Below are 19,122 nucleotides of genomic sequence, written 5' to 3'. Positions count from 1 at the left end.
GTCAAATATGGTGCGCAAACCATTAATCACTCAGGGATATTCTCTGGCAGAGGAAGTTGCCAACAGCATCAGTCACGGGATCGGGCTGGTGTTCGGTATCGTCGGCCTCGTGCTCTTGCTGGTGCAGGCGGTGGACACTAACGCCAGCGCGACGGCGATCACCAGCTACAGTCTGTACGGCGGCAGCATGATTATGCTGTTTCTCGCCTCCACGCTCTATCACGCGATCCCGCATCAGCGGGCGAAACAGTGGCTGAAAAAGTTCGACCACTGCGCCATCTACTTGTTAATCGCCGGGACCTATACGCCGTTTTTGCTGGTAGGGTTGAACTCGCCGCTGGCGAAGGGGCTGATGATCGTCATCTGGAGCCTGGCGCTGCTGGGGATCCTGTTTAAGCTGACCATCGCGCACCGCTTTAAAATCCTGTCGCTGGTCACCTATCTGACCATGGGCTGGCTGTCGCTTATCGTGGTCTATCAGCTGGCGGTAAAGCTGGCGGTGGGCGGCGTGACGCTGCTGGCGGTCGGCGGGGTGGTCTACTCGCTCGGGGTCATCTTCTACGTCTGCAAACGCATTCCCTATAACCACGCTATCTGGCATGGCTTCGTGCTCGGCGGCAGCGTGTGTCACTTCCTGGCGATCTATCTCTACGTCGGTCAACACGGATAAAAAAAGAGCCCCGTAAGGGGCTCCTTGCTGCATATCCTGGCCACGTCCACGCTTATCGTGGCGACGAAATTCTGCGGCCTGGTCGCCCGACTCAGCCGCTTGTGCCGCCAGCCGGCAACTGCTGAGGGATGAGGTTAAGCTTCTTCCAGCGAATAGGGCAGCGGTTCGATGCGCAGGCTGCCGGCATCGTCGCGCACGCGGAACACGCTGTCCGGCTCCATATCGTTATTCATCACCACCTGCACCAGCAGCTGGCCATCATCCAGCTGAACCGCCGCAAGCACCGTACCGGTGCGGCGCCAATTTTCGCCCATCTTCAGCTCCAGATCTTCTCCGGCCTCCGGCACCCGGCTGGCGGTACCTGACAGGGTCCACAGCGCGCGCTTATTGGCGCCGCGGAATTTCGCCCTGGCGACCATTTCCTGGCCGGTATAGCAGCCTTTTTTGAAGCTGATACCGCCCAGCGCCTGCAGGTTGGTGGCCTGCGGAATGAACTGCCCGCTGTTGGCGCTGTCGATAACCGGCAGACCGGCTTCAATATTCAGCGCCAGCCACTGCTGGCTGTTGTTGAGCTGCGCTTCGCCGCGCAGCGCGTCGGTGACGCGATTGGCGGTGTCGACATCGGTCACCAGCAGGAAGCGTTCGCCCGGGTGTTCAAACCACAGCAGGCTGGTGGCGCCTTCGCTAACCACCGGCGTCGCGGCGTCGGGCAGGGCGGCGAACAGCGGCGCCAGCGCGGCGCGCGCCTGGAAGCCGGCCACCCCCAGCAGAACCAGATCGTCGTTGGCGGCGATGGTGACTTTGGAGAAGACGGCATATTTTTTCAGCTCGGTCAGCTGCGCGTCGCGCAGGCTGCGGCGCTCAATCCACGCGAAGCCGCCGTCGCGGCGGAATACGCGCAGGTTGCTCCACATCTTGCCTTTGGCGTCACAGTGGGCGGCAAGCAGATGCTGGGCATCGGTGAGACTGCTCACATCGGCGGTAATCTGCCCCTGCAGATATTTTTCGCTGTCCGGTCCGCTAATTGTCGCCAGCGCCCAGTCATCCAGGGTCATCAGCGTTAACGGCAGACGAGCGGAAGAGGAAGGCTGACGCGGAGGAAAAGGTGTAAAAGCCATAGTCATATCCTGAATCGCTTAACGCAGTGTGTGTGACCAATGGTAAAAGAGCTATAGTGCATTGCAAGCGCTTTCAACAGGCCATTTGTGCGCTGACGTTTGGTGACGGCCTGACGCGGGAAAACAATAAGCCCATCATTATTTTATGGTTTTTATGGAGGGATGCTCGCATTCAGCGATATTCCTGTAAAGTTACGGCAGAAAACGGGTTAAACTAACCTATATTTTGCTGCTGGAAGGTCAACATGGACATTAACAATAAAGCACGTATCCACTGGGCATGCCGCCGCGGGATGCGCGAACTCGACATCTCCATCATGCCGTTCTTTGAGTATGAGTACGATACCCTCAGCGACGCTGACAAACAGCTGTTCATTCGCCTGCTGGAAAATGACGATCCGGATCTGTTCAACTGGCTGATGAACCACGGCAAACCGGCCGATGCGGAGCTGCAGCGGATGGTAACCTTAATTCAGACACGGAATCGGGAACGTGGTCCTGTGGCAATCTGATCTCCGTATCTCCTGGCGCGCGCAGTGGTTTTCCCTGCTGCTCCACGGCGTTGTGGCGGCGCTGGTGCTGCTGGTTCCCTGGCCGTTAAGCTACACCCCGATCTGGCTGCTGCTGCTGTCGCTGGTGGTCTTTGACTGTGTGCGCAGCCAGCGACGGATCCATGCCCGTCGCGGGGAGATAAAACTGCTCACCGATTCCCGGCTGCGCTGGCAAAACGCCGAATGGGAGATCCTCGGGACGCCGTGGGTCATCAACAGCGGTATGCTGCTGCGTTTGCGCCATGTCGATACCCGACGCGGTCAGCATCTGTGGCTGGCGGCGGACAGCATGGATCCCGGAGAGTGGCGGGATCTGCGCCGGCTGGTGCTGCAAAAACCGGCGCAGGAGTAAGCGGCGTCAGGAGAAGTGTTCGGCCATTTCGCCGAGGATCTGCTCGCACCAGCTCTGGATGCGCTCGTCGCTCAGGTCGTACTGGTTGGTTTCATCCAGCGCCAGGCCAACGAACAGTTGGCCATCAGCGATCACCGGTTTCGGGCTGGTGAACTCATAGCCTTCGGTTGGCCAGTAGCCGACAAACTTCACGCCTTTGGTCGCCAGCTTGTCATGCAGCATGCCCAGCGCGTCAAGGAACCATTCGCCATAGCCCAGCTGATCGCCCATGCCGTACAGCGCGACGATTTTGCCCTCCAGGTCCAGGGTGTCCAGCTGGTCCCAAACCGCTTCCCAGTCTTCCTGAATTTCGCCGAAATCCCAGGTCGGGATGCCGAGGATCAGTACATCGTACTGGCTCATCAGGGCGGGGGAGTCATCTTTCAGATTGTGCAACGTCACCAGCTCAGGGCCGATGATATCGCGGATTTTCTCCGCGGCCATTTCGGTGTAGCAGGTACTGGAGCCGTAAAACAGACCTATATTCATCGCGTAAACATCTCGATTCTTGCTGTGAATGGCGGGCAGTGTACCAGAAAGGCGTCCTCTTAAGGCATAATGAGAGCGTTTAACGAACAAAGAGGCCGATGTGAAACAGGATCTGGCACTAATCGAACAGTTTCTCGATGCCCTTTGGCTGGAGCGCAATCTGGCGGAGAATACGCTCAGCGCCTACCGTCGCGATTTGACGATGCTCGTGGAGTGGCTGCACCATCGCGGCCTGTCGCTGGCAAGCGTCGGCAGCGACGACCTGCAGGCGCTGCTGGCCGAGCGGCAGTCCGGCGGCTATAAAGCCACCAGCACCGCGCGCCTGCTGAGCGCCGTGCGTCGTTTCTTCCAGCATCTGTACCGGGAAAAAATTCGCCCGGACGACCCCAGCGCGCTGCTGGCCTCGCCGAAGCTGCCGCAGCGGCTGCCGAAGGATCTCAGTGAGGCGCAGGTTGAGCGTCTGCTGCAGGCCCCGCTGGTGGAGCAGCCGCTGGAGTTGCGCGACAAAGCGATGCTGGAGGTGCTGTATGCCACCGGCCTGCGCGTCTCGGAGCTGGTGGGGCTGACGATGAGCGACATCAGCCTGCGGCAGGGCGTGCTGCGGGTGGTGGGCAAAGGCAACAAAGAGCGGCTGGTGCCGCTGGGGGAAGAGGCGGTACTGTGGGTGGAAAATTACCTCGAGTATGGTCGCCCCTGGCTGCTGAACGGCGTGGCGTCGGATGTCTTATTTCCCAGCCAGCGCGCCCAGCAGATGACGCGTCAGACCTTCTGGCACCGGATTAAACACTATGCCGTGCTGGCGGGGATCGACAGCGAAAAGCTCTCCCCGCACGTGTTGCGCCATGCGTTCGCCACGCATTTGCTCAATCATGGCGCCGACCTGCGCGTGGTGCAGATGCTGTTAGGACACAGCGATCTCTCCACCACGCAGATCTACACCCACGTGGCGACCGAGCGTCTGCGACAACTTCATCAACAGCACCACCCGCGGGCGTGAGTGCTGAACAAAAGGACTGAGTATGAAAAAAGGTTTATTGATGTTCACCCTGCTGGCGGCTTCCCTTTCCGGGGCGGCGCATGCCGATAGCGCGGCAATTAAACAGTCGCTGGCGAAGCTGGGTGTGCAGAGCACCGATATTCAACCGTCGCCGGTTTCCGGGATGAGCACGGTGCTGACCGACAGCGGCGTACTGTATGTCACCGACGACGGCAAGCACATCATCCAGGGGCCGATGTACGACGTGAGCGGCGCGCAGCCGGTCAATGTCACTAACCAGCTGCTGCTGGGTAAACTGAACGCGCTGAGCAACGAAATGATTGTCTACAAAGCGCCGAAGGAGCAGCACGTCATTACCGTCTTCACCGACATCACCTGCGGTTATTGCCATAAGCTGCATGAGCAGATGAGCGACTACAACGCGCTGGGGATCACCGTGCGCTATCTCGCCTTCCCGCGCCAGGGACTGCAGAGCCAGGCGGAGCAGGACATGAAGGCCATCTGGTGCGCGAAAGATCGCAACAAAGCGCTGGATGACGCTATGAACGGCAAGGGCGTGCAGCCGGCGAGCTGCAGCGTGGATATCGCTAAACACTACACCCTTGGCGTGCAGATGGGCGTCAACGGTACCCCGGCGATGGTCCTCAGCAACGGCATGGTGCTGCCGGGCTATCAGGGGCCGAAAGAGCTGAAGGCGTTCCTCGACGAGCATAAAAAACAGACAAGCGGTAACTGATTCGCGTGAAACAACAGATACAACTACGCCGCCGCGAGGCGGTTGACGGCGTCGATTTACCCGCCGATCTGCCGCCGCTGCTGCAGCGGCTGTATGCCAGCCGCGGGGTGCGCAGCGCCCAGGAGCTGGAGCGCAGCGTCAAAGGCATGCTGCCGTGGACGCAGCTCACCGGCGTTGAAAAAGCGGTCGGGATGCTGCACGACGCTTTCCAGAAAGGGTTGCACATTGTCGTAGTCGGCGATTTTGACGCCGACGGCGCCACCAGCACCGCGCTCAGCGTGCTGGCCCTGCGCGCGCTGGGCTACGGCAACGTCTCCTACCTGGTGCCGAACCGTTTTGAAGACGGCTACGGCTTGAGCCCGGAAGTGGTCGATCAGGCCCACGCCCGCGGCGCGCAGATGATCATGACCGTCGACAACGGGATCTCGTCCCATGCCGGCGTCGATCATGCCCATGCGCTGGGGATCCCGGTGCTGGTAACCGATCACCACCTGCCGGGGGAGACGCTGCCGGCGGCGGAGGCCATCGTTAACCCTAACCTGCGCGATTGCGACTTTCCGTCGAAATCGCTGGCCGGGGTCGGGGTGGCGTTCTATCTGATGCTGGCGCTGCGCACCTTTCTGCGTGATAACGGCTGGTTCGATGCCCGCGGCATCGCCGCGCCGAACCTTGCCGAGCTGCTGGATCTGGTGGCGCTTGGCACCGTTGCCGACGTCGTGCCGCTGGATGCTAACAATCGTATTCTCACCTGGCAGGGGTTAAGCCGCATTCGCGCTGGCAAATGTCGGCCCGGCATTAAGGCGCTGCTGGAGATTGCCAACCGCGATCCGCAAAAGCTGGCGGCCAGCGACCTCGGTTTTGCCCTCGGGCCGCGCCTGAACGCGGCGGGGCGGCTGGACGACATGTCGGTGGGCGTCGCGCTGCTGCTGTGCGATAACATTGGCGAAGCGCGCGTGTTAGCCAATGAGCTTGATGCGCTCAACCAGACGCGCAAAGAGATCGAGCAGGGGATGCAGGCGGAAGCGCTAACGCTCTGTCAGCAGCTGGAACGCAGTAGCGACACCCTGCCCGGCGGGCTGGCGATGTACCATCCGCAGTGGCACCAGGGGGTGGTCGGCATCCTCGCCTCGCGAATTAAGGAACGTTTCCACCGGCCGGTGATCGCCTTTGCGCCCACCGGTGACGGTACGCTGAAAGGCTCCGGCCGCTCCATTCAGGGGCTGCATATGCGCGATGCGCTGGAGCGTCTCGATACGCTCTATCCGGGGCTGATCCTGAAGTTCGGCGGCCACGCGATGGCGGCAGGATTATCGCTGGAAGAGGCGCGCTTTGAGGAGTTTCAGCAGCGCTTTGGCGAGCTGGTGACCGAGTGGCTGGATCCCGCGCTGTTACAGGGCGAGGTCGTTTCCGACGGGCCGCTGGCGGCGGCGGAGATGAGCATGGAAGTGGCGCAGATGCTGCGCGACGCCGGGCCGTGGGGACAGATGTTCCCGGAACCGCTGTTTGACGGCCGTTTCCGCCTGCTGCAGCAGCGGCTGGTGGGCGAGCGTCACCTGAAGGTGATGGTCGAGCCGGTTGACGGCGGCCCGCTGCTGGACGGTATCGCCTTCAACGTGGATACTTCCATCTGGCCCGACAACGGCGTGCGTGAAGTCCAGTTAGCCTACAAGCTCGACATCAATGAGTTCCGCGGCAACCGCAGCCTGCAGCTGATCATCGATCACCTCTGGCCAAATTGACAACAGTGTATGAATAAGGGCGCGAATCCGGTAGAATTCCGCTCTTATCACCGCATTTTGACAAATCCATTAAAAGAAACCGACCATGTTTGAAATAAATCCGGTAAAAAACCGCATTCAGGACCTCACGGAGCGCTCCGACGTTCTTAGGGGGTATCTTTGACTACGATGCCAAGAAAGAGCGTCTCGAAGAAGTAAACGCCGAGCTGGAACAGCCGGACGTCTGGAACGAACCTGAACGCGCTCAGGCGCTGGGTAAAGAGCGTTCTTCCCTGGAAGCCATCGTAGATACCCTGGATCAGATGTCCCAGGGGCTGGAAGACGTTGCCGGCCTGCTGGATCTGGCCGTGGAAGCGGACGACGAAGAGACCTTCAACGAAGCCGTCGCCGAGCTGGATACGCTGGAAGAGAAGCTGGCGCAGCTTGAGTTCCGCCGCATGTTCTCCGGCGAATACGACAACGCCGATTGCTACCTCGATATTCAGGCAGGCTCCGGCGGCACCGAAGCCCAGGACTGGGCCAGCATGCTGATGCGCATGTACCTGCGCTGGGCGGAAGCGCGCGGCTTTAAGACCGAGATCATCGAAGAGTCCGAAGGTGAAGTCGCGGGCATTAAATCCGTGACCATCAAGATCATTGGCGATTACGCTTACGGCTGGCTGCGTACCGAAACCGGCGTTCATCGTCTGGTGCGTAAGAGCCCGTTCGATTCCGGCGGCCGCCGTCATACCTCCTTTAGCTCTGCGTTCGTTTACCCGGAAGTTGAAGACGATATCGATATCGAAATTAACCCGGCCGACCTGCGCATCGACGTTTACCGCGCCTCCGGCGCCGGTGGGCAGCACGTTAACCGTACAGAATCCGCGGTGCGTATTACCCACATCCCGACCGGGTTGGTGACGCAGTGCCAGAACGACCGTTCGCAGCACAAGAACAAAGACCAGGCCATGAAGCAGATGAAAGCAAAGCTTTATGAGCTGGAGATGCAGAAGAAAAATGCCGAGAAGCAGGCGATGGAAGACAACAAGTCCGATATCGGCTGGGGCAGCCAGATCCGCTCTTACGTGCTGGATGACTCGCGTATTAAAGATCTGCGTACCGGGGTGGAAACCCGCAACACTCAGGCGGTGCTCGACGGCAGCCTGGACCAATTTATCGAAGCAAGTTTGAAAGCAGGGTTATGAGGAACCAACATGTCTGAACAACAAGCACAGGGCGCTGACGCGGCAATTGACCTTAATAATGAACTGAAAACCCGTCGCGAGAAGCTGGCTGCGCTGCGTGAGCAGGGCGTCGCTTTCCCGAACGATTTCCGTCGTGACCATACCTCTGACCAACTGCACGCTGACTTCGATGCCAAAGAAAACGAAGAGCTGGAAGCGCTGAACGTTGAAGTGGCCGTGGCTGGCCGCATGATGACCCGCCGTATCATGGGTAAAGCGTCCTTCGTCACCCTGCAGGACGTTGGCGGTCGCATCCAGCTGTACGTAGCGCGCGATGACCTGGCGGAAGGCGTTTACAACGACCAGTTCAAAAAATGGGATCTCGGCGACATCATCGCCGCCCGCGGTAAGCTGTTCAAGACCAAAACCGGTGAGCTGTCTATCCACTGCACCGAGCTGCGTCTGCTGACCAAAGCCCTGCGCCCGTTACCGGACAAGTTCCATGGCCTGCAGGATCAGGAAGCGCGCTATCGTCAGCGTTACCTCGACCTGATCTCCAACGATGAATCGCGCAACACCTTTAAAGTGCGTTCGCAGATCCTGGCGGGTATCCGTCAGTTCATGGTTGGCCGCGGCTTTATGGAAGTGGAAACCCCGATGATGCAGGTGATCCCGGGCGGCGCCTCCGCGCGTCCGTTCATCACCCATCATAACGCGCTGGATCTGGACATGTACCTGCGTATCGCGCCGGAACTGTACCTCAAGCGCCTGGTCGTGGGCGGTTTCGAACGCGTCTTTGAGATCAACCGTAACTTCCGTAACGAAGGGATCTCCGTTCGTCATAACCCAGAGTTCACCATGATGGAACTCTACATGGCCTATGCGGACTATAAAGATCTGATCGAGCTGACCGAATCCCTGTTCCGCACCCTGGCGCAGGACATTCTCGGCAACACCGAAGTGCCTTACGGCGACCAGGTGTTCGACTTCGGCAAGCCGTTTGAAAAACTGACCATGCGCGAAGCGATCAAGAAATACCGTCCGGAAACCGAGATGGCGGATCTGGATAACTTCGATTCCGCGAAAGCGATCGCTGAGTCTATCGGCATCAAAGTGGAGAAGAGCTGGGGTCTGGGCCGTATCGTGACCGAGATCTTCGAAGAAGTGGCGGAAGCGCACCTGATCCAGCCGACCTTCATCACCGAATACCCGGCGGAAGTTTCTCCGCTGGCGCGCCGTAACGACGTCAACCCGGAAATCACCGACCGCTTTGAATTCTTCATCGGCGGCCGTGAGATCGGTAACGGCTTTAGCGAGCTGAACGACGCCGAAGATCAGGCGCAGCGCTTCCAGGACCAGGTTGATGCGAAAGCCGCAGGCGACGACGAAGCGATGTTCTACGATGAAGACTACGTCACCGCGCTGGAGCACGGCCTGCCGCCGACCGCCGGTCTGGGTATTGGTATCGACCGCATGGTGATGCTGTTCACCAACAGCCACACCATCCGCGACGTGATCCTGTTCCCGGCAATGCGTCCGCAGAAATAATCGCGTCTTGTGAAATGCAAAAACCCGGCTTGCCGGGTTTTTTTATGTCTGACGTGAGGCCTGAAGTCTGGCGTAGCTCGGCTGGCGGCGTAAATGCCTTATCCGGGCTACGCAACAGCGCAGAACCGTAGGCCTGTGCAAGCGTAGCGCCGCCAGGCATTAATGACAGGCACAGGGCTGCGCCTGGCCTGGAGAATAGTCAGCTTACCCGCGCACACGCGCAACAAAGTCGGTCAGCGCCTGGCGAGCGTCCCGATTTTCCGCTTCCAGCACCATCCACGGGCTAAACGCCCACGGCGTGGCGGCCAGCGCGCTTAACATCGTTGCCAGGTCAACCCACTGATAATCCATGACTTCATCGTCGTTAGGCAGCACTTCGCTCACCACGCGCGCGGCATACACCGGGCATACTTCGTTCTCAACGATGCCGTTCGGGGCGACCGCCCGGTAGCGGAAGGCCGGGTGAACCGGCACGATGTCGGCGATCTCCACGCCGAGTTCGAAGCGACAGCGGCGCGTGACGGCCTGCTCGAAGGTCTCGCCCTGCTGGGGGTGTCCGCAGACGGAGTTGGTCCACACCCCGGGCCAGGCTTTTTTGCCCAGCGAACGGCGGGTGACCAGCAACTGCCCCTGCTGATTAAACAACCAGCAGGAAAACGCGAGATGTAAAGGGGTATCAAGCGTGTGGGCGGCATACTTCTCCAGCATACCGGCAGGTTGATCCTGCTCATCCAGTAAAATGACGTGTTCCCCGGCCATGACGACTCCTGAAAATAAAAAATGACCCGGCACAAACCCGCCGGGTCATGTACTCAGGCCTCTAGGGTAGCCCATAAATGGGAGAAAGGCATTACCAAAACAAGCCCTGGAGTCCGCTCTGTGAGCGGCAACGCGTCATGGCGGGTAAGTCCACCACGACGTGCGGATCCAGCAGCAATTGCTGTCCGTCGCGGGCCGTATGCGATGGCGGGGGGCTATTGGTTTCGCCATCAGGGATGACGCCCTGCGCCGCGGACTGGTATGATATTCGCCCTGGTTGCGAGGTAAGTGGTTGTGTTAAGTGCAGGATGCCTGATGATGAAACGCGTTTTTATGACACTGATGCTGGTGGTAAGCCTGGCGCTGGCCGGCTGCTCCAGCAACTCCGATTCCGGTACGACCTACACCGTCAAACGTGGCGATACCCTGTATGGCATCTCCCGCACCACCGGCACCAGCGTTCGCGATCTGGCCCGCCTGAATAACATCTCCCCGCCTTACACCATTGAGGTGGGGCAGAAGCTGAAGCTTAACGGCAGCAGTTCAACGAAGACAACGAAGAAAAAATCTGCCTCCACGCGCACGGCGGCGGTCACGCCTTCGTCCGCGGTACCTCAGTCCTCCTGGCCGCCGGTGGGACAGCGCTGCTGGCGTTGGCCGACCAGCGGCAAAGTGGTCCTGCCTTATTCCACCGCCGATGGCGGCAATAAAGGCATTGATATCGCCGGAACTCGCGGCCAGCCGGTCTACGCCGCCGGGGCGGGCAAGGTGGTCTACGTCGGCAACCAGCTGCGCGGCTACGGCAACCTGATCATGATTAAGCACAGCGAGGATTACATCACCGCCTATGCCCACAACGATAAGCTGATGGTGAATAACGGCCAGAGCGTGAAGGCCGGCCAGCAAATCGCCACCATGGGCAGTACGGATGCCGACTCAGTGCGTCTGCATTTCCAGATCCGCTACCGGGCGACGGCCATCGATCCGCTGCGCTATCTGCCGCCGCAGGGCAGTAAGCCTAAGTGCTAAAAGGTTATTTTATCGCCAGTCAGCATCCGGCGGGCTTGTCACAGGGTGCGTAAGGGCTATAATGCTTCTCGCACCTCTTCGCGGGCGTAGTTCAATGGTAGAACGAGAGCTTCCCAAGCTCTATACGAGGGTTCGATTCCCTTCGCCCGCTCCAAACTCAAGTCTTCTGAAGTCTACCCAACTCAATCTTCCCTTGATAAATCAGCAGTTATAGCATTCTGTTAGTCTATTGAACTCCGACGGAGGACTCCTCTTTGGTTGCGGGATCGGCGTTTTGCGCTGCTGGCGCTGGAGTAGTAGCGTTTAGTGATATTTTCGCACTTATCCTGTTTCCGCAGGATGAGTGATTTTACGCAACCGGCTCGCGCTGACGACGACCGATACCGCAGAGGCCGCGGCGGCGCTCCACAGCGCAACATGAATTGACCTTTCATCTGCTGCCAGCAGAACGCCTACGGCGGCGGCTCCCAGGCACTGTCCGAAAGTGCGCATAATGGATAAAACTCCGGACGCATAACTCGCGTACTCACGAATAACGTTTGAGAGCATTTCCCGGTTATTGGGACTCTGAAAGCAACCAAACCCTATTCCGCACACCAGACTTCGCAGGCAGATATCCCACATTGGAGGGCTGGCGGGTAACGTCGCCAGCAGGATCAAACCGACGACAAATATCACCAGCCCCAGGGTGGATATCGCCGGGGCTGATATCGTGTCCGCCCAACGGCCTGCATGCGGCGCAATCAGCACGATCCCTAACGGCCACGGCGTAAACAGCAGGGCAGACACTACCGGACTGTAGCCGTATTCGCTCTGAAACAGGAAGGGTAGCGCAATAAAGGTGATCCCCTGGCTGACAAAAGCAACCATTGACGTGAAAGCCGCGAGGGTAAAACGTTCATTTTTAAACATGCTCGGCGGCAGTAAGGGATGACCCGTACGGCGGATTTGCCAGATAAAAGCCATGCCGCTCAGCGCAGCGAGAGCCATCCAGCAAAGGCTGCCGAATTGAGAAGTAGCGTTCTGTAGGCTGTTCGCCGCCATGATCGTCGAACCCAACAGCAGCGCCGACAATATGGCGCCCACGGTGTCGAAGGGCGCCTGCATACGGATCGCATCCCGCGGCAGCGCTCTGACCGCCAGCAGTAAGGCGAGGGTGCCGGGAAGAACGTTTATCGCAAACAGCCATTGCCAGCTCAGGGTGTGAAGGATCGTACCGCCCAATACCGGGCCGATAGCGGAGCTGGAGGCAATGAGCAGGGCATGGAACCCCAGAATGCGGCCAAGTAAGCGTCCGGGAAATACGGACCTGAGTATTGCGGGGGCAATACTCAGCGTCGCCGCGCCGCCGATCCCCTGAAGCACGCGCATACCGATAAGCACTTCGGGCTTATTCGCCAGCGCGCAACCCAGTGATGTCAGGGTAAAGGTCGTCAGGCCCGCCAGAAATACGGGGCGATAACCCAGACGGGCCGCAAGCGCCGCGAATATCGCCAGCGTCATCGCAGCCGCCAGCAGATACCCGTTGGCGAACCAGACGGCAATACCGGCAGGTACCTGCAAATCCTGAGCCATTGAGGGCAGGGCAATGTTGATCATGGTGCCATCAAACACGCCCATTAAGGTGGTGGTCATTATTGCGGCCATCACCCGTGCGCGCGCCGGGCCAGGCAGTCCTTCGTCGCCGGGTTGGCTGGAAAAGAGCGTCATCATTTGTCCTCTGAGAAGAGTGTATGGATGACCAAACTATAAAGATGGCTTTTACCGGGCGGAAGGCGCACTATTTTCACTTTATTGTTGCATCAAACGCCTTATCTTAATGTGCTGGGAGAAAGGGGAATGTCTGATCCTGATTTTAATTTGCTGGTAGCACTCGACATATTGCTGAGTGAAGCGAGTGTCGCAGGTGCGGCACGTCGTCTGAACCTCAGCACCTCAGCCATGAGCCGGACATTAAGCAGGTTACGCGATGTCACAGGAGACCCGATCCTGGTGCGCGCCGGGCGTAACATGGTACTGACCCCGTGGGCCGAAGCGACCCGGGATCGCGCCAGGCGTGCAGTGCACGATGCCAGGGCGGTATTGCAGCCCTCAACTGAAACGTTCTGCGCGCAAAGTCTGGCGCGTCTTTTTACCATCAGGGCAAACGATGGTTTTGTGGTGGCGTTTGGGCCTGCGCTCATCGCAGCGGTTGCCGACGCCGCGCCGGATGTCTGTATACGCTTCGCGCCTAAGCCGGAAAAAACGTCGCGCTATCTTCGGGAAGGGCTGGTTGATCTGGAGATTGGAGTTCAGAGTAATATGGGGCCAGAAATACGGCTGCAACGACTGTTTGAGGATCGGTTTGTTGGCGTCGTGCGTAAAGGGCACCCGCTGGCTAAGCAGGCAGAAATAGGCGTGGGTGATTATGTCGCCTGGGGTCATGTGGTAGCGTCACCCGAGGGCGCGTTGCACGGATCCGTTGACGATGCGCTGGCCGAACTGGGGACAAAACGTAAAATTGCGAGCGTTGTACCGGGATTTCCGACAGCACTGTCCGTGGCGCTGGAATCGGATCTTATCGCCATGATACCCGCACTCTATTTACTCAATCAGCAGGTAACGGGCCAGGTACACGTTTTCGAGCTGCCGTTCAAAAGCCGTCGTATTACGATATCGCAGATGTGGCACCCAAGAATGGAACGCGATCCCGGTCACCGCTGGCTGAGAGCGCAAATTCTTGCCATATGCGGTGTGGCCAGGTCAGTCATGACTAAGGAGCCTGTATAGCGATTGCTATAACATCAACCTATGTTAAATTAATAATACAATTAATTGATATTTAAGATAAAACATTAAGCGAAGTAGCGGTGTAGAAGCTAAATTGAGATGTCCATCTCTGACCAAATAGACATGTCCGCGCTACCGTCTCACCACAGCGATCGCTGCTTTCAAAGGATGAGACTCATGACGGCATATGGAACGGAAATTTTCTCAATGAGCGATGTGAACAGACTCACGATCGAAGTCTCCACGCGTCGATAGACCGTTTATGTCCTTTCCGCGAGATTTAATCGAAAGCCCTCGTGCTACCTTTAAGCTAACTATTAACGATAAATAAAGGACAGCTTTCCTGTCCTTTATCCTTTTTTATTCAGCTTTGCTCTCGCGCGATCGCAACACTTCACCGACCACCGGGGCGGCGGTAAACGCATTTGGCCATCCCGCGTAGAACGCTGCCTGGGCGACCACTTCTCCGGCCTCTTCAGCCGAAAGCCCATTATCCATGGCCCTGTTTAGGTGGTAGCCAATCTGCGCGCTCTGTCCGGCGGCGATTAACGCGCTGACCGTCACCAGACTTCTGTCGCGGGGCGTAAGCACGGGCCGTTGCCAGAGGTCGAGAAACAGCGGGTCGGCGGTAAATTTAACCAGGCCAGGCGAAATGGGACCGACATTTTTCTCCACGGTCTCTGCACGCTGTTTCTCTACCTGTTCATTGAGAGGCAGCAGCGTTGGCGAGGCGGCGGGCAGGGCCTCTGTCGTGATGCCGCGGGCTGCAAAGATCGCTTTGGTCACCCTGACGGCTGACATCGCATTGGGCCAACCTGAGTAGAACGCCAGATGGGTAATGATCTCTGATACTTCCGCTGGCGTCACGCCGCTATCGAGAGCGACTTCAATATAGTGCTTTAGCTCGCCTGGCTGGTTGCGGGCAATCAGCATGGCCACAGTCACGATGCTGCGGTCGCGGGCAGACAGGGCGTCACGTTGCCAGAGGTCGTTGGTAATCGCTTCACGGCCAAAGCGTGCCAGCGCCGGGGAGACCGCGTGAATGTCAGCGTCCGAAAGAGTGAAAGCCCTGATTGATTTTCTGATAGCGCATACCGCGGCATAAAGGCTATTTTGCGTGCGAAATGTCTGAAGGCGCCGGCCCTGTCTTTCCCTCTGCCTTAACCCTATACTCCATGCGGATAAGGCGGTTTTTTATCGCGGTGCAACGGCTTATCCCATCGTCAACGCGATGGGTGGGGAATTTCACTAAGGGAGAGGCAGCAATGGGCAGACGCTTAATGGTCTGTGTGTTCGCGCTGGTGGCGTTTTCAGCCACTGCAGCGCATGGTCATCACGGCCAGTCGGTAATATCGGGCGCCGACGGCGGCAACGGTTCGGACGGCGGCAGTAGCGATAATTCCTCGGGTCGGGCAGGGTGCCCGGGCGGCACCGATCCCGATAAGCACGGCCATTTTTACCTGCCCGGCACCCGCGAACCCTGCAATCCTGGCCCCCAGGATGCAGAGAAAGTCGGGTCTTCCCACTAGCGTTCAGCTCAGATCGTGCAGCGCTTTGTCCAGCGGTGGGGAAAGTTGAATATCCAAAAAGGCAACCGCCAGTCCGCCGCGCTCCGGTGAGCAGCACATGACGCCGGCTTTCACCGGGCCTGGTGGAAAGTAGCCGAGCCGCAGCAGCGGCCATCGCTCGCCGTCGGTCGAATACTGCAGCCTTAACGCATCGCCCTTGCGGGTCAGCCGCAGCCAGAAGGTGCGCGGGTCGCCGGGGAAAAGCCCGGTGGCCCAGTCGGAGTGGGTTAGCGTCAGCACGCTGCCGATGGCCGGGGCATCGTCATTAAACTCAATCCCCGCCTTCAGCCAGGTCTGCTCGTCCGCCATCATCATCAGCCCGGCCTGGCCGTAAAGCGTGGTGAAATCCGCACAGATTTTTGCCTGCAGGGTAAAATCGCCCTCCACCTCAGCGGCATAAAGATGGCCGGAGAAGCGCTTGAAGCCATACCAGGTATGACGCCAGAAATCGGTATGCTTATCGGTGACCACCGTCAGGCCGTCGGCATCGCGGCGCCACTCGGCAGGTTCATTGATCCAGTGAAAGGATGGCTGCATGTTTCCTCCGGGACAGGCTTATAACAGCGACTGCAGTGCGGGGGACGCCATGCTGGCCTCAAAGGGGATAATCTCCGTATGGGCGAGACCCAGCTGCTGGAAGGGATCCTGGCTCAGACGCGCTTCCAGAATTTCCCGGCTGTCGCATGTCGCCAGAATCACCCCGCCGGTGCGGGGAATACGGCGGCCGGAGGTGAGAAAGAGGCCGTCAGCATAGCCTTTTTTGAGCCATTCGACGTGGGCGGGGATCGCGCTGTCAATCTCTTCGAGCGGTTTTATATACGTTAAAACAACCACATAAATCGTACTCATCCTGAAAACCCTGTCAATCCGATGGGATCTTCAGCCTGACATATTTCGATGATGGTTAAAAGAAAACGCGGCATTTTTGCGTGCTATTGAGCAGGAGGCACATGTTGCAACGGTATGGAGATTTATCGCGGTTGTGAAAACACATATGTTTTTTCGAATGCATATTGATCTTTGTTCGTGGTCCCGTATGCTGTCCGTCACGCTTGAGGAGAAACCATGTCTTTATTGCCCCTGCAACTGTTCAAAAACCTCGCCGATGAAACCCGGCTGGGGATCGTGCTGTTGCTCAAGGCGCGGGGAGAGCTGTGCGTGTGCGATCTCTGTACGGCGCTCGCCCAGTCCCAGCCCAAGATCTCCCGCCATCTGGCAATGCTGCGGGAGAGCGGGCTGCTGCGGGATCGAAAACAGGGTAAGTGGGTCCATTATCGCCTCTCTCCGCAGATGCCGGCCTGGGCGGCGCAGGTGATTGAGCAGGCCTGGCTAAGTCAGCAGGACGATGTGCGGCTGATGGTCAGCAGACTGACTGACGGGCCGGGTTGTCGGTAAAAAATTTATCTTAATATATATGATTTTTCGAATGTGATTGGTGGGGGAACGATGTTGCTGGCAGGTGCGATTTTTGTCCTGACCCTGGTGCTGGTGATCTGGCAGCCGCGGGGGTTAGGGATCGGCTGGAGCGCGGCCTTTGGCGCGGCGCTGGCGCTGGTCACCGGTGGAGTACAGATAGCCGATATCCCGGTGGTGTGGCATATCGTCTGGAATGCCACCGCCACGTTTATCGCCGTGATCATTATCAGCCTGCTGCTCGACGAGTCCGGCTTTTTTGAATGGGCCGCGCTACACGTTTCCCGCTGGGGAAGAGGGCGGGGTCGTCTGCTGTTTACCTGGATTATCCTGCTCGGCGCGGCGGTGGCGGCGCTGTTTGCCAACGACGGCGCGGCGCTGATCCTCACGCCCATCGTAATTGCTATGCTGCGGGCGCTGGGTTTCAGTAAGGGAACGATGCTGGCCTTTGTCATGGCAGCCGGGTTTATTGCCGATACCGCCAGCCTGCCGCTGGTGGTGTCGAATCTGGTGAATATCGTTTCGGCAGATTTCTTTGCCATTGGCTTCAGGGAGTACGCTTCGGTGATGGTGCCGGTCGATTTCGCGGCGATCCTCTCCACCCTGGCGATGCTGCACCTGTTCTTTCGCAAGGATATCCCGCCGGCCTGGGATATGGCGTTACTGAAAGCGCCGGCCACGGCGATAAAAGATACGGCGACGTTCCGCACCGGCTGGGGCGTGCTGCTGCTGTTGCTGGTCGGCTTTTTCGTTCTTGACCCGCTGGGGATCCCGGTCAGCGCCATCGCGGCGCCGGGAGCGGGGATCCTGTTTGCTGTCGCGAAGCGCGGGCGGGTGATAAACACCGGCAAGGTGCTGCGCGGCGCCCCATGGCAGATTGTGATCTTCTCGCTGGGGATGTATCTGGTGGTGTATGGCCTGCGAAACGCCGGATTAACGGATTATCTGACCACGGTGCTGAACATGCTGGCGGAGCGCGGGCTCTGGGCCGCAACGCTGGGCACCGGTATCCTGTCGGCCTTCCTCTCTTCGATCATGAATAATATGCCCAGCGTGCTGGTCGGCGCCTTGTCGATTGATGGCAGCGCGGCAACAGGGACGATCAAAGAGGCCATGATATATGCCAACGTCATCGGCTGCGATCTGGGGCCCAAAATCACGCCGATTGGTAGCCTGGCCACGCTGCTCTGGCTGCATGTGCTGACGCAGAAGCACATTACCATCGGTTGGGGGTATTATTTCCGCTGCGGCATCATCATGACCCTGCCGGTGCTGCTGGTAACGCTGGCCGCGCTGGCGCTGCGTCTCTCCTTCAATCAGCCATGAGAACGTGCTATGAGCATCACCATTTACCATAACCCTGAATGCGGCACCTCGCGTAATACCCTGGCGCTGATCCGCAACAGCGGCGCTGAGCCCACCATTATTTATTATCTGGAGACGCCGCCGTCGCGCGATGAGCTGCGCCAGCTGATCGCCGCGATGGCGATCCCGGTGCGGGCGCTGCTGCGGCAAAACGTCGAACCCTACGATGCGCTGGGCCTGGCGGAAGAGCGGTTTACAGATGACCAGTTAATCGACTTTATGCTCCAGCATCCGATCCTGATCAACCGTCCGATCGTGGTGACGCCGCGGGGCACCCGGCTCTGCCGCCCGTCAGAGGTGGTGCTGGAGATCCTGACGGCGCCGCAAAAAGGCGCCTTCGTGAAGGAAGACGGTGAGCGCGTCATTGATCGGACGGGGCAGCGTGTGAAATAGCGCGCAAAATGGCGCCGGCTGTAGCAGCCGGCAAGCCATGTGCATCCTGCCTCGCGGGAGGCTCTCCGGGTGTGAAGCACCTGGATGGCTGAACAATATTCTCCCTTAGCGCTATTTCTGCCTCCTCAGGCCCGTTTCCCTTACTTTTCCTGTCGTTATATGCCCTGCCTGCACCGACGGTTTATGACCTTTGTTACTCAATCAACTTACTGTTTTTAATAAATAAAATTATGTATTCTTTACAATGGCATAATGTCAACGCCGTTTGCGCTTTTGCGAACATTAAATCTATAAAACTAGATGTTTGTCGACTTTTCATCTAAAAAGGGAAGGCAAGGGGCTGGACAAAACCACTGCATGGTTATCAAATGGTTAAAAATGCTCGTTCCTGATGTTAAGACAAACAAATTATAAATCGTCAGCC

The 19,122-nt window shown here is 58.4% G+C and carries 20 protein-coding genes, 1 tRNA gene and 1 pseudogene; 15 read left to right on the top strand and 7 right to left on the bottom strand.

Annotated features, from left to right (window positions below):
• Nucleotides 1-7 precede the first annotated feature (7 nt).
• Nucleotides 8-670: a PAQR family membrane homeostasis protein TrhA gene (gene trhA, locus ACOI7Z_RS12610; protein WP_065883827.1), complete on the top strand. Its 663-nt coding sequence runs from the start codon at nucleotides 8-10 to the stop codon at nucleotides 668-670.
• 134 nt (nucleotides 671-804) lie between these two features.
• Here the strand turns inward: trhA and ygfZ are convergent, their stop codons facing one another.
• On the bottom strand, nucleotides 805-1,788 hold the full coding sequence (gene ygfZ, locus ACOI7Z_RS12605; RefSeq protein ID WP_087848599.1) for a tRNA-modifying protein YgfZ: 984 nt from the start codon (nucleotides 1,786-1,788) through the stop codon (nucleotides 805-807).
• Nucleotides 1,789-2,033: 245 nt separating this feature from the next.
• Here ygfZ and sdhE point away from each other — a divergent pair, with 245 nt between their 5' ends.
• Both sdhE and ACOI7Z_RS12595 read left to right on the top strand, forming a co-directional pair.
• Nucleotides 2,034-2,300 carry an FAD assembly factor SdhE gene (sdhE, locus tag ACOI7Z_RS12600; protein ID WP_002916312.1) on the top strand — a complete coding sequence of 89 codons (267 nt, stop codon included), beginning with the start codon at nucleotides 2,034-2,036 and terminating at the stop codon, nucleotides 2,298-2,300.
• Nucleotides 2,281-2,691, top strand: coding sequence for a protein YgfX (locus tag ACOI7Z_RS12595; RefSeq protein WP_023290968.1), 411 nt, complete (start codon nucleotides 2,281-2,283; stop codon nucleotides 2,689-2,691). The genes sdhE and ACOI7Z_RS12595 overlap by 20 nt, the downstream gene beginning before the upstream one ends.
• Nucleotides 2,692-2,697: 6 nt before the next feature.
• Here the strand turns inward: ACOI7Z_RS12595 and fldB are convergent, their stop codons facing one another.
• On the bottom strand, nucleotides 2,698-3,219 hold the full coding sequence (gene fldB / locus ACOI7Z_RS12590) for a flavodoxin FldB (protein ID WP_004205324.1): 522 nt from the start codon (nucleotides 3,217-3,219) through the stop codon (nucleotides 2,698-2,700).
• Between the two features lie 100 nt (nucleotides 3,220-3,319).
• On the opposite strand from fldB, the gene xerD reads away from it, so the two are divergent.
• The 5 genes from xerD (at nucleotide 3,320) to lysS (ending at nucleotide 9,402) form a co-directional block, all read left to right on the top strand.
• Nucleotides 3,320-4,216 carry a site-specific tyrosine recombinase XerD gene (gene xerD, locus ACOI7Z_RS12585; RefSeq protein ID WP_004144729.1) on the top strand — a complete coding sequence of 299 codons (897 nt, stop codon included), beginning with the start codon at nucleotides 3,320-3,322 and terminating at the stop codon, nucleotides 4,214-4,216.
• Nucleotides 4,217-4,238: 22 nt separating this feature from the next.
• Nucleotides 4,239-4,952 (top strand): bifunctional protein-disulfide isomerase/oxidoreductase DsbC, encoded by a 714-nt coding sequence (gene dsbC / locus ACOI7Z_RS12580; RefSeq protein WP_002916301.1) that lies wholly within the window; start codon nucleotides 4,239-4,241, stop codon nucleotides 4,950-4,952.
• A gap of 5 nt (nucleotides 4,953-4,957) precedes the next feature.
• The gene (recJ, locus tag ACOI7Z_RS12575; RefSeq protein ID WP_032454029.1) at nucleotides 4,958-6,691 is read left to right on the top strand and encodes a single-stranded-DNA-specific exonuclease RecJ; all 1,734 of its coding nucleotides are present in this window, start codon (nucleotides 4,958-4,960) and stop codon (nucleotides 6,689-6,691) included.
• 85 nt (nucleotides 6,692-6,776) lie between these two features.
• Nucleotides 6,777-7,875 (top strand): peptide chain release factor 2 gene (prfB, locus tag ACOI7Z_RS12570; protein WP_101862173.1). Its coding sequence is split into 2 segments (ribosomal slippage): nucleotides 6,777-6,851 and nucleotides 6,853-7,875, totalling 1,098 coding nucleotides; the frame shifts between segments, so codons are not numbered across the junction.
• Between the two features lie 9 nt (nucleotides 7,876-7,884).
• Nucleotides 7,885-9,402 (top strand): lysine--tRNA ligase, encoded by a 1,518-nt coding sequence (gene lysS / locus ACOI7Z_RS12565; RefSeq protein WP_008806422.1) that lies wholly within the window; start codon nucleotides 7,885-7,887, stop codon nucleotides 9,400-9,402.
• A 204-nt stretch (nucleotides 9,403-9,606) separates the two neighbouring features.
• Here lysS and idi read toward each other — a convergent pair whose 3' ends face one another.
• Nucleotides 9,607-10,161, bottom strand: coding sequence for an isopentenyl-diphosphate Delta-isomerase (gene idi / locus ACOI7Z_RS12560; protein ID WP_032454025.1), 555 nt, complete (start codon nucleotides 10,159-10,161; stop codon nucleotides 9,607-9,609).
• 315 nt (nucleotides 10,162-10,476) lie between these two features.
• Between idi and actS the strand changes: the two genes are divergently transcribed.
• Together actS and ACOI7Z_RS12550 are read left to right on the top strand one after the other, a co-directional pair.
• Nucleotides 10,477-11,190, top strand: a complete 714-nt coding sequence (gene actS, locus ACOI7Z_RS12555) for an amidase activator ActS (RefSeq protein ID WP_050533763.1) — start codon at nucleotides 10,477-10,479, stop codon at nucleotides 11,188-11,190.
• An 80-nt stretch (nucleotides 11,191-11,270) separates the two neighbouring features.
• Nucleotides 11,271-11,344, top strand: a tRNA-Gly gene (locus ACOI7Z_RS12550).
• A gap of 167 nt (nucleotides 11,345-11,511) precedes the next feature.
• Here ACOI7Z_RS12550 and ACOI7Z_RS12545 read toward each other — a convergent pair.
• Nucleotides 11,512-12,900 carry an MFS transporter gene (locus tag ACOI7Z_RS12545; protein ID WP_087848600.1) on the bottom strand — a complete coding sequence of 463 codons (1,389 nt, stop codon included), beginning with the start codon at nucleotides 12,898-12,900 and terminating at the stop codon, nucleotides 11,512-11,514.
• Between the two features lie 129 nt (nucleotides 12,901-13,029).
• Between ACOI7Z_RS12545 and ACOI7Z_RS12540 the strand changes: the two genes are divergently transcribed.
• Nucleotides 13,030-13,959: a LysR family transcriptional regulator gene (locus ACOI7Z_RS12540; RefSeq protein ID WP_086074979.1), complete on the top strand. Its 930-nt coding sequence runs from the start codon at nucleotides 13,030-13,032 to the stop codon at nucleotides 13,957-13,959.
• Between the two features lie 360 nt (nucleotides 13,960-14,319).
• On the opposite strand, the pseudogene ACOI7Z_RS12535 reads toward ACOI7Z_RS12540, so the two are convergent.
• Nucleotides 14,320-15,021 (bottom strand): annotated as a pseudogene (locus ACOI7Z_RS12535) (carboxymuconolactone decarboxylase family protein); the annotation flags it as partial.
• A gap of 203 nt (nucleotides 15,022-15,224) precedes the next feature.
• On the opposite strand from ACOI7Z_RS12535, the gene ACOI7Z_RS12530 reads away from it, so the two are divergent.
• Nucleotides 15,225-15,488, top strand: coding sequence for a hypothetical protein (locus ACOI7Z_RS12530; protein WP_023290955.1), 264 nt, complete (start codon nucleotides 15,225-15,227; stop codon nucleotides 15,486-15,488).
• A 3-nt stretch (nucleotides 15,489-15,491) separates the two neighbouring features.
• Here ACOI7Z_RS12530 and ACOI7Z_RS12525 read toward each other — a convergent pair whose 3' ends face one another.
• Nucleotides 15,492-16,064 (bottom strand): DUF1349 domain-containing protein, encoded by a 573-nt coding sequence (locus ACOI7Z_RS12525; protein WP_087848601.1) that lies wholly within the window; start codon nucleotides 16,062-16,064, stop codon nucleotides 15,492-15,494.
• Nucleotides 16,065-16,082: 18 nt separating this feature from the next.
• Complete coding sequence (locus ACOI7Z_RS12520; RefSeq protein WP_065883802.1) at nucleotides 16,083-16,376, bottom strand: YciI family protein; 294 nt, start codon at nucleotides 16,374-16,376, stop codon at nucleotides 16,083-16,085.
• Between the two features lie 216 nt (nucleotides 16,377-16,592).
• Between ACOI7Z_RS12520 and ACOI7Z_RS12515 the strand changes: the two genes are divergently transcribed.
• The 3 genes from ACOI7Z_RS12515 to arsC are packed head-to-tail and all read left to right on the top strand — an operon-like array spanning nucleotide 16,593 to nucleotide 18,698.
• The gene (locus tag ACOI7Z_RS12515) at nucleotides 16,593-16,922 is read left to right on the top strand and encodes a metalloregulator ArsR/SmtB family transcription factor (RefSeq protein ID WP_087848602.1); all 330 of its coding nucleotides are present in this window, start codon (nucleotides 16,593-16,595) and stop codon (nucleotides 16,920-16,922) included.
• Between the two features lie 51 nt (nucleotides 16,923-16,973).
• On the top strand, nucleotides 16,974-18,266 hold the full coding sequence (locus ACOI7Z_RS12510; protein ID WP_087848603.1) for an arsenic transporter: 1,293 nt from the start codon (nucleotides 16,974-16,976) through the stop codon (nucleotides 18,264-18,266).
• 9 nt (nucleotides 18,267-18,275) lie between these two features.
• Nucleotides 18,276-18,698, top strand: coding sequence for a glutaredoxin-dependent arsenate reductase (arsC, locus tag ACOI7Z_RS12505; protein WP_086074981.1), 423 nt, complete (start codon nucleotides 18,276-18,278; stop codon nucleotides 18,696-18,698).
• The last annotated feature ends 424 nt before the right edge of the window (nucleotides 18,699-19,122 follow it).

Origin of the sequence: Klebsiella sp. C283 (genome assembly GCF_048822555.1) — a bacterium.
Classification (GTDB): domain Bacteria; phylum Pseudomonadota; class Gammaproteobacteria; order Enterobacterales; family Enterobacteriaceae; genus Klebsiella; species Klebsiella quasipneumoniae.
This window is presented reverse-complemented; position numbering and strand designations above follow the sequence as displayed.

Excerpts from the sequence above, each read along its gene's own strand:
- trhA (WP_065883827.1), top strand. The coding sequence starts at position 8 with ATGGTGCGCAAACCATTAATCACTCAGGGATATTCTCTGGCAGAGGAA.
- ygfZ (WP_087848599.1), bottom strand. The coding sequence starts at position 1,788 with ATGGCTTTTACACCTTTTCCTCCGCGTCAGCCTTCCTCTTCCGCTCGT.
- sdhE (WP_002916312.1), top strand. The coding sequence starts at position 2,034 with ATGGACATTAACAATAAAGCACGTATCCACTGGGCATGCCGCCGCGGG.
- fldB (WP_004205324.1), bottom strand. The coding sequence starts at position 3,219 with ATGAATATAGGTCTGTTTTACGGCTCCAGTACCTGCTACACCGAAATG.
- dsbC (WP_002916301.1), top strand. The coding sequence starts at position 4,239 with ATGAAAAAAGGTTTATTGATGTTCACCCTGCTGGCGGCTTCCCTTTCC.
- lysS (WP_008806422.1), top strand. The coding sequence starts at position 7,885 with ATGTCTGAACAACAAGCACAGGGCGCTGACGCGGCAATTGACCTTAAT.
- idi (WP_032454025.1), bottom strand. The coding sequence starts at position 10,161 with ATGGCCGGGGAACACGTCATTTTACTGGATGAGCAGGATCAACCTGCC.
- actS (WP_050533763.1), top strand. The coding sequence starts at position 10,477 with ATGATGAAACGCGTTTTTATGACACTGATGCTGGTGGTAAGCCTGGCG.
- ACOI7Z_RS12545 (WP_087848600.1), bottom strand. The coding sequence starts at position 12,900 with ATGACGCTCTTTTCCAGCCAACCCGGCGACGAAGGACTGCCTGGCCCG.
- ACOI7Z_RS12540 (WP_086074979.1), top strand. The coding sequence starts at position 13,030 with ATGTCTGATCCTGATTTTAATTTGCTGGTAGCACTCGACATATTGCTG.
- ACOI7Z_RS12530 (WP_023290955.1), top strand. The coding sequence starts at position 15,225 with ATGGGCAGACGCTTAATGGTCTGTGTGTTCGCGCTGGTGGCGTTTTCA.
- ACOI7Z_RS12525 (WP_087848601.1), bottom strand. The coding sequence starts at position 16,064 with ATGCAGCCATCCTTTCACTGGATCAATGAACCTGCCGAGTGGCGCCGC.
- ACOI7Z_RS12520 (WP_065883802.1), bottom strand. The coding sequence starts at position 16,376 with ATGAGTACGATTTATGTGGTTGTTTTAACGTATATAAAACCGCTCGAA.
- ACOI7Z_RS12515 (WP_087848602.1), top strand. The coding sequence starts at position 16,593 with ATGTCTTTATTGCCCCTGCAACTGTTCAAAAACCTCGCCGATGAAACC.
- ACOI7Z_RS12510 (WP_087848603.1), top strand. The coding sequence starts at position 16,974 with ATGTTGCTGGCAGGTGCGATTTTTGTCCTGACCCTGGTGCTGGTGATC.
- arsC (WP_086074981.1), top strand. The coding sequence starts at position 18,276 with ATGAGCATCACCATTTACCATAACCCTGAATGCGGCACCTCGCGTAAT.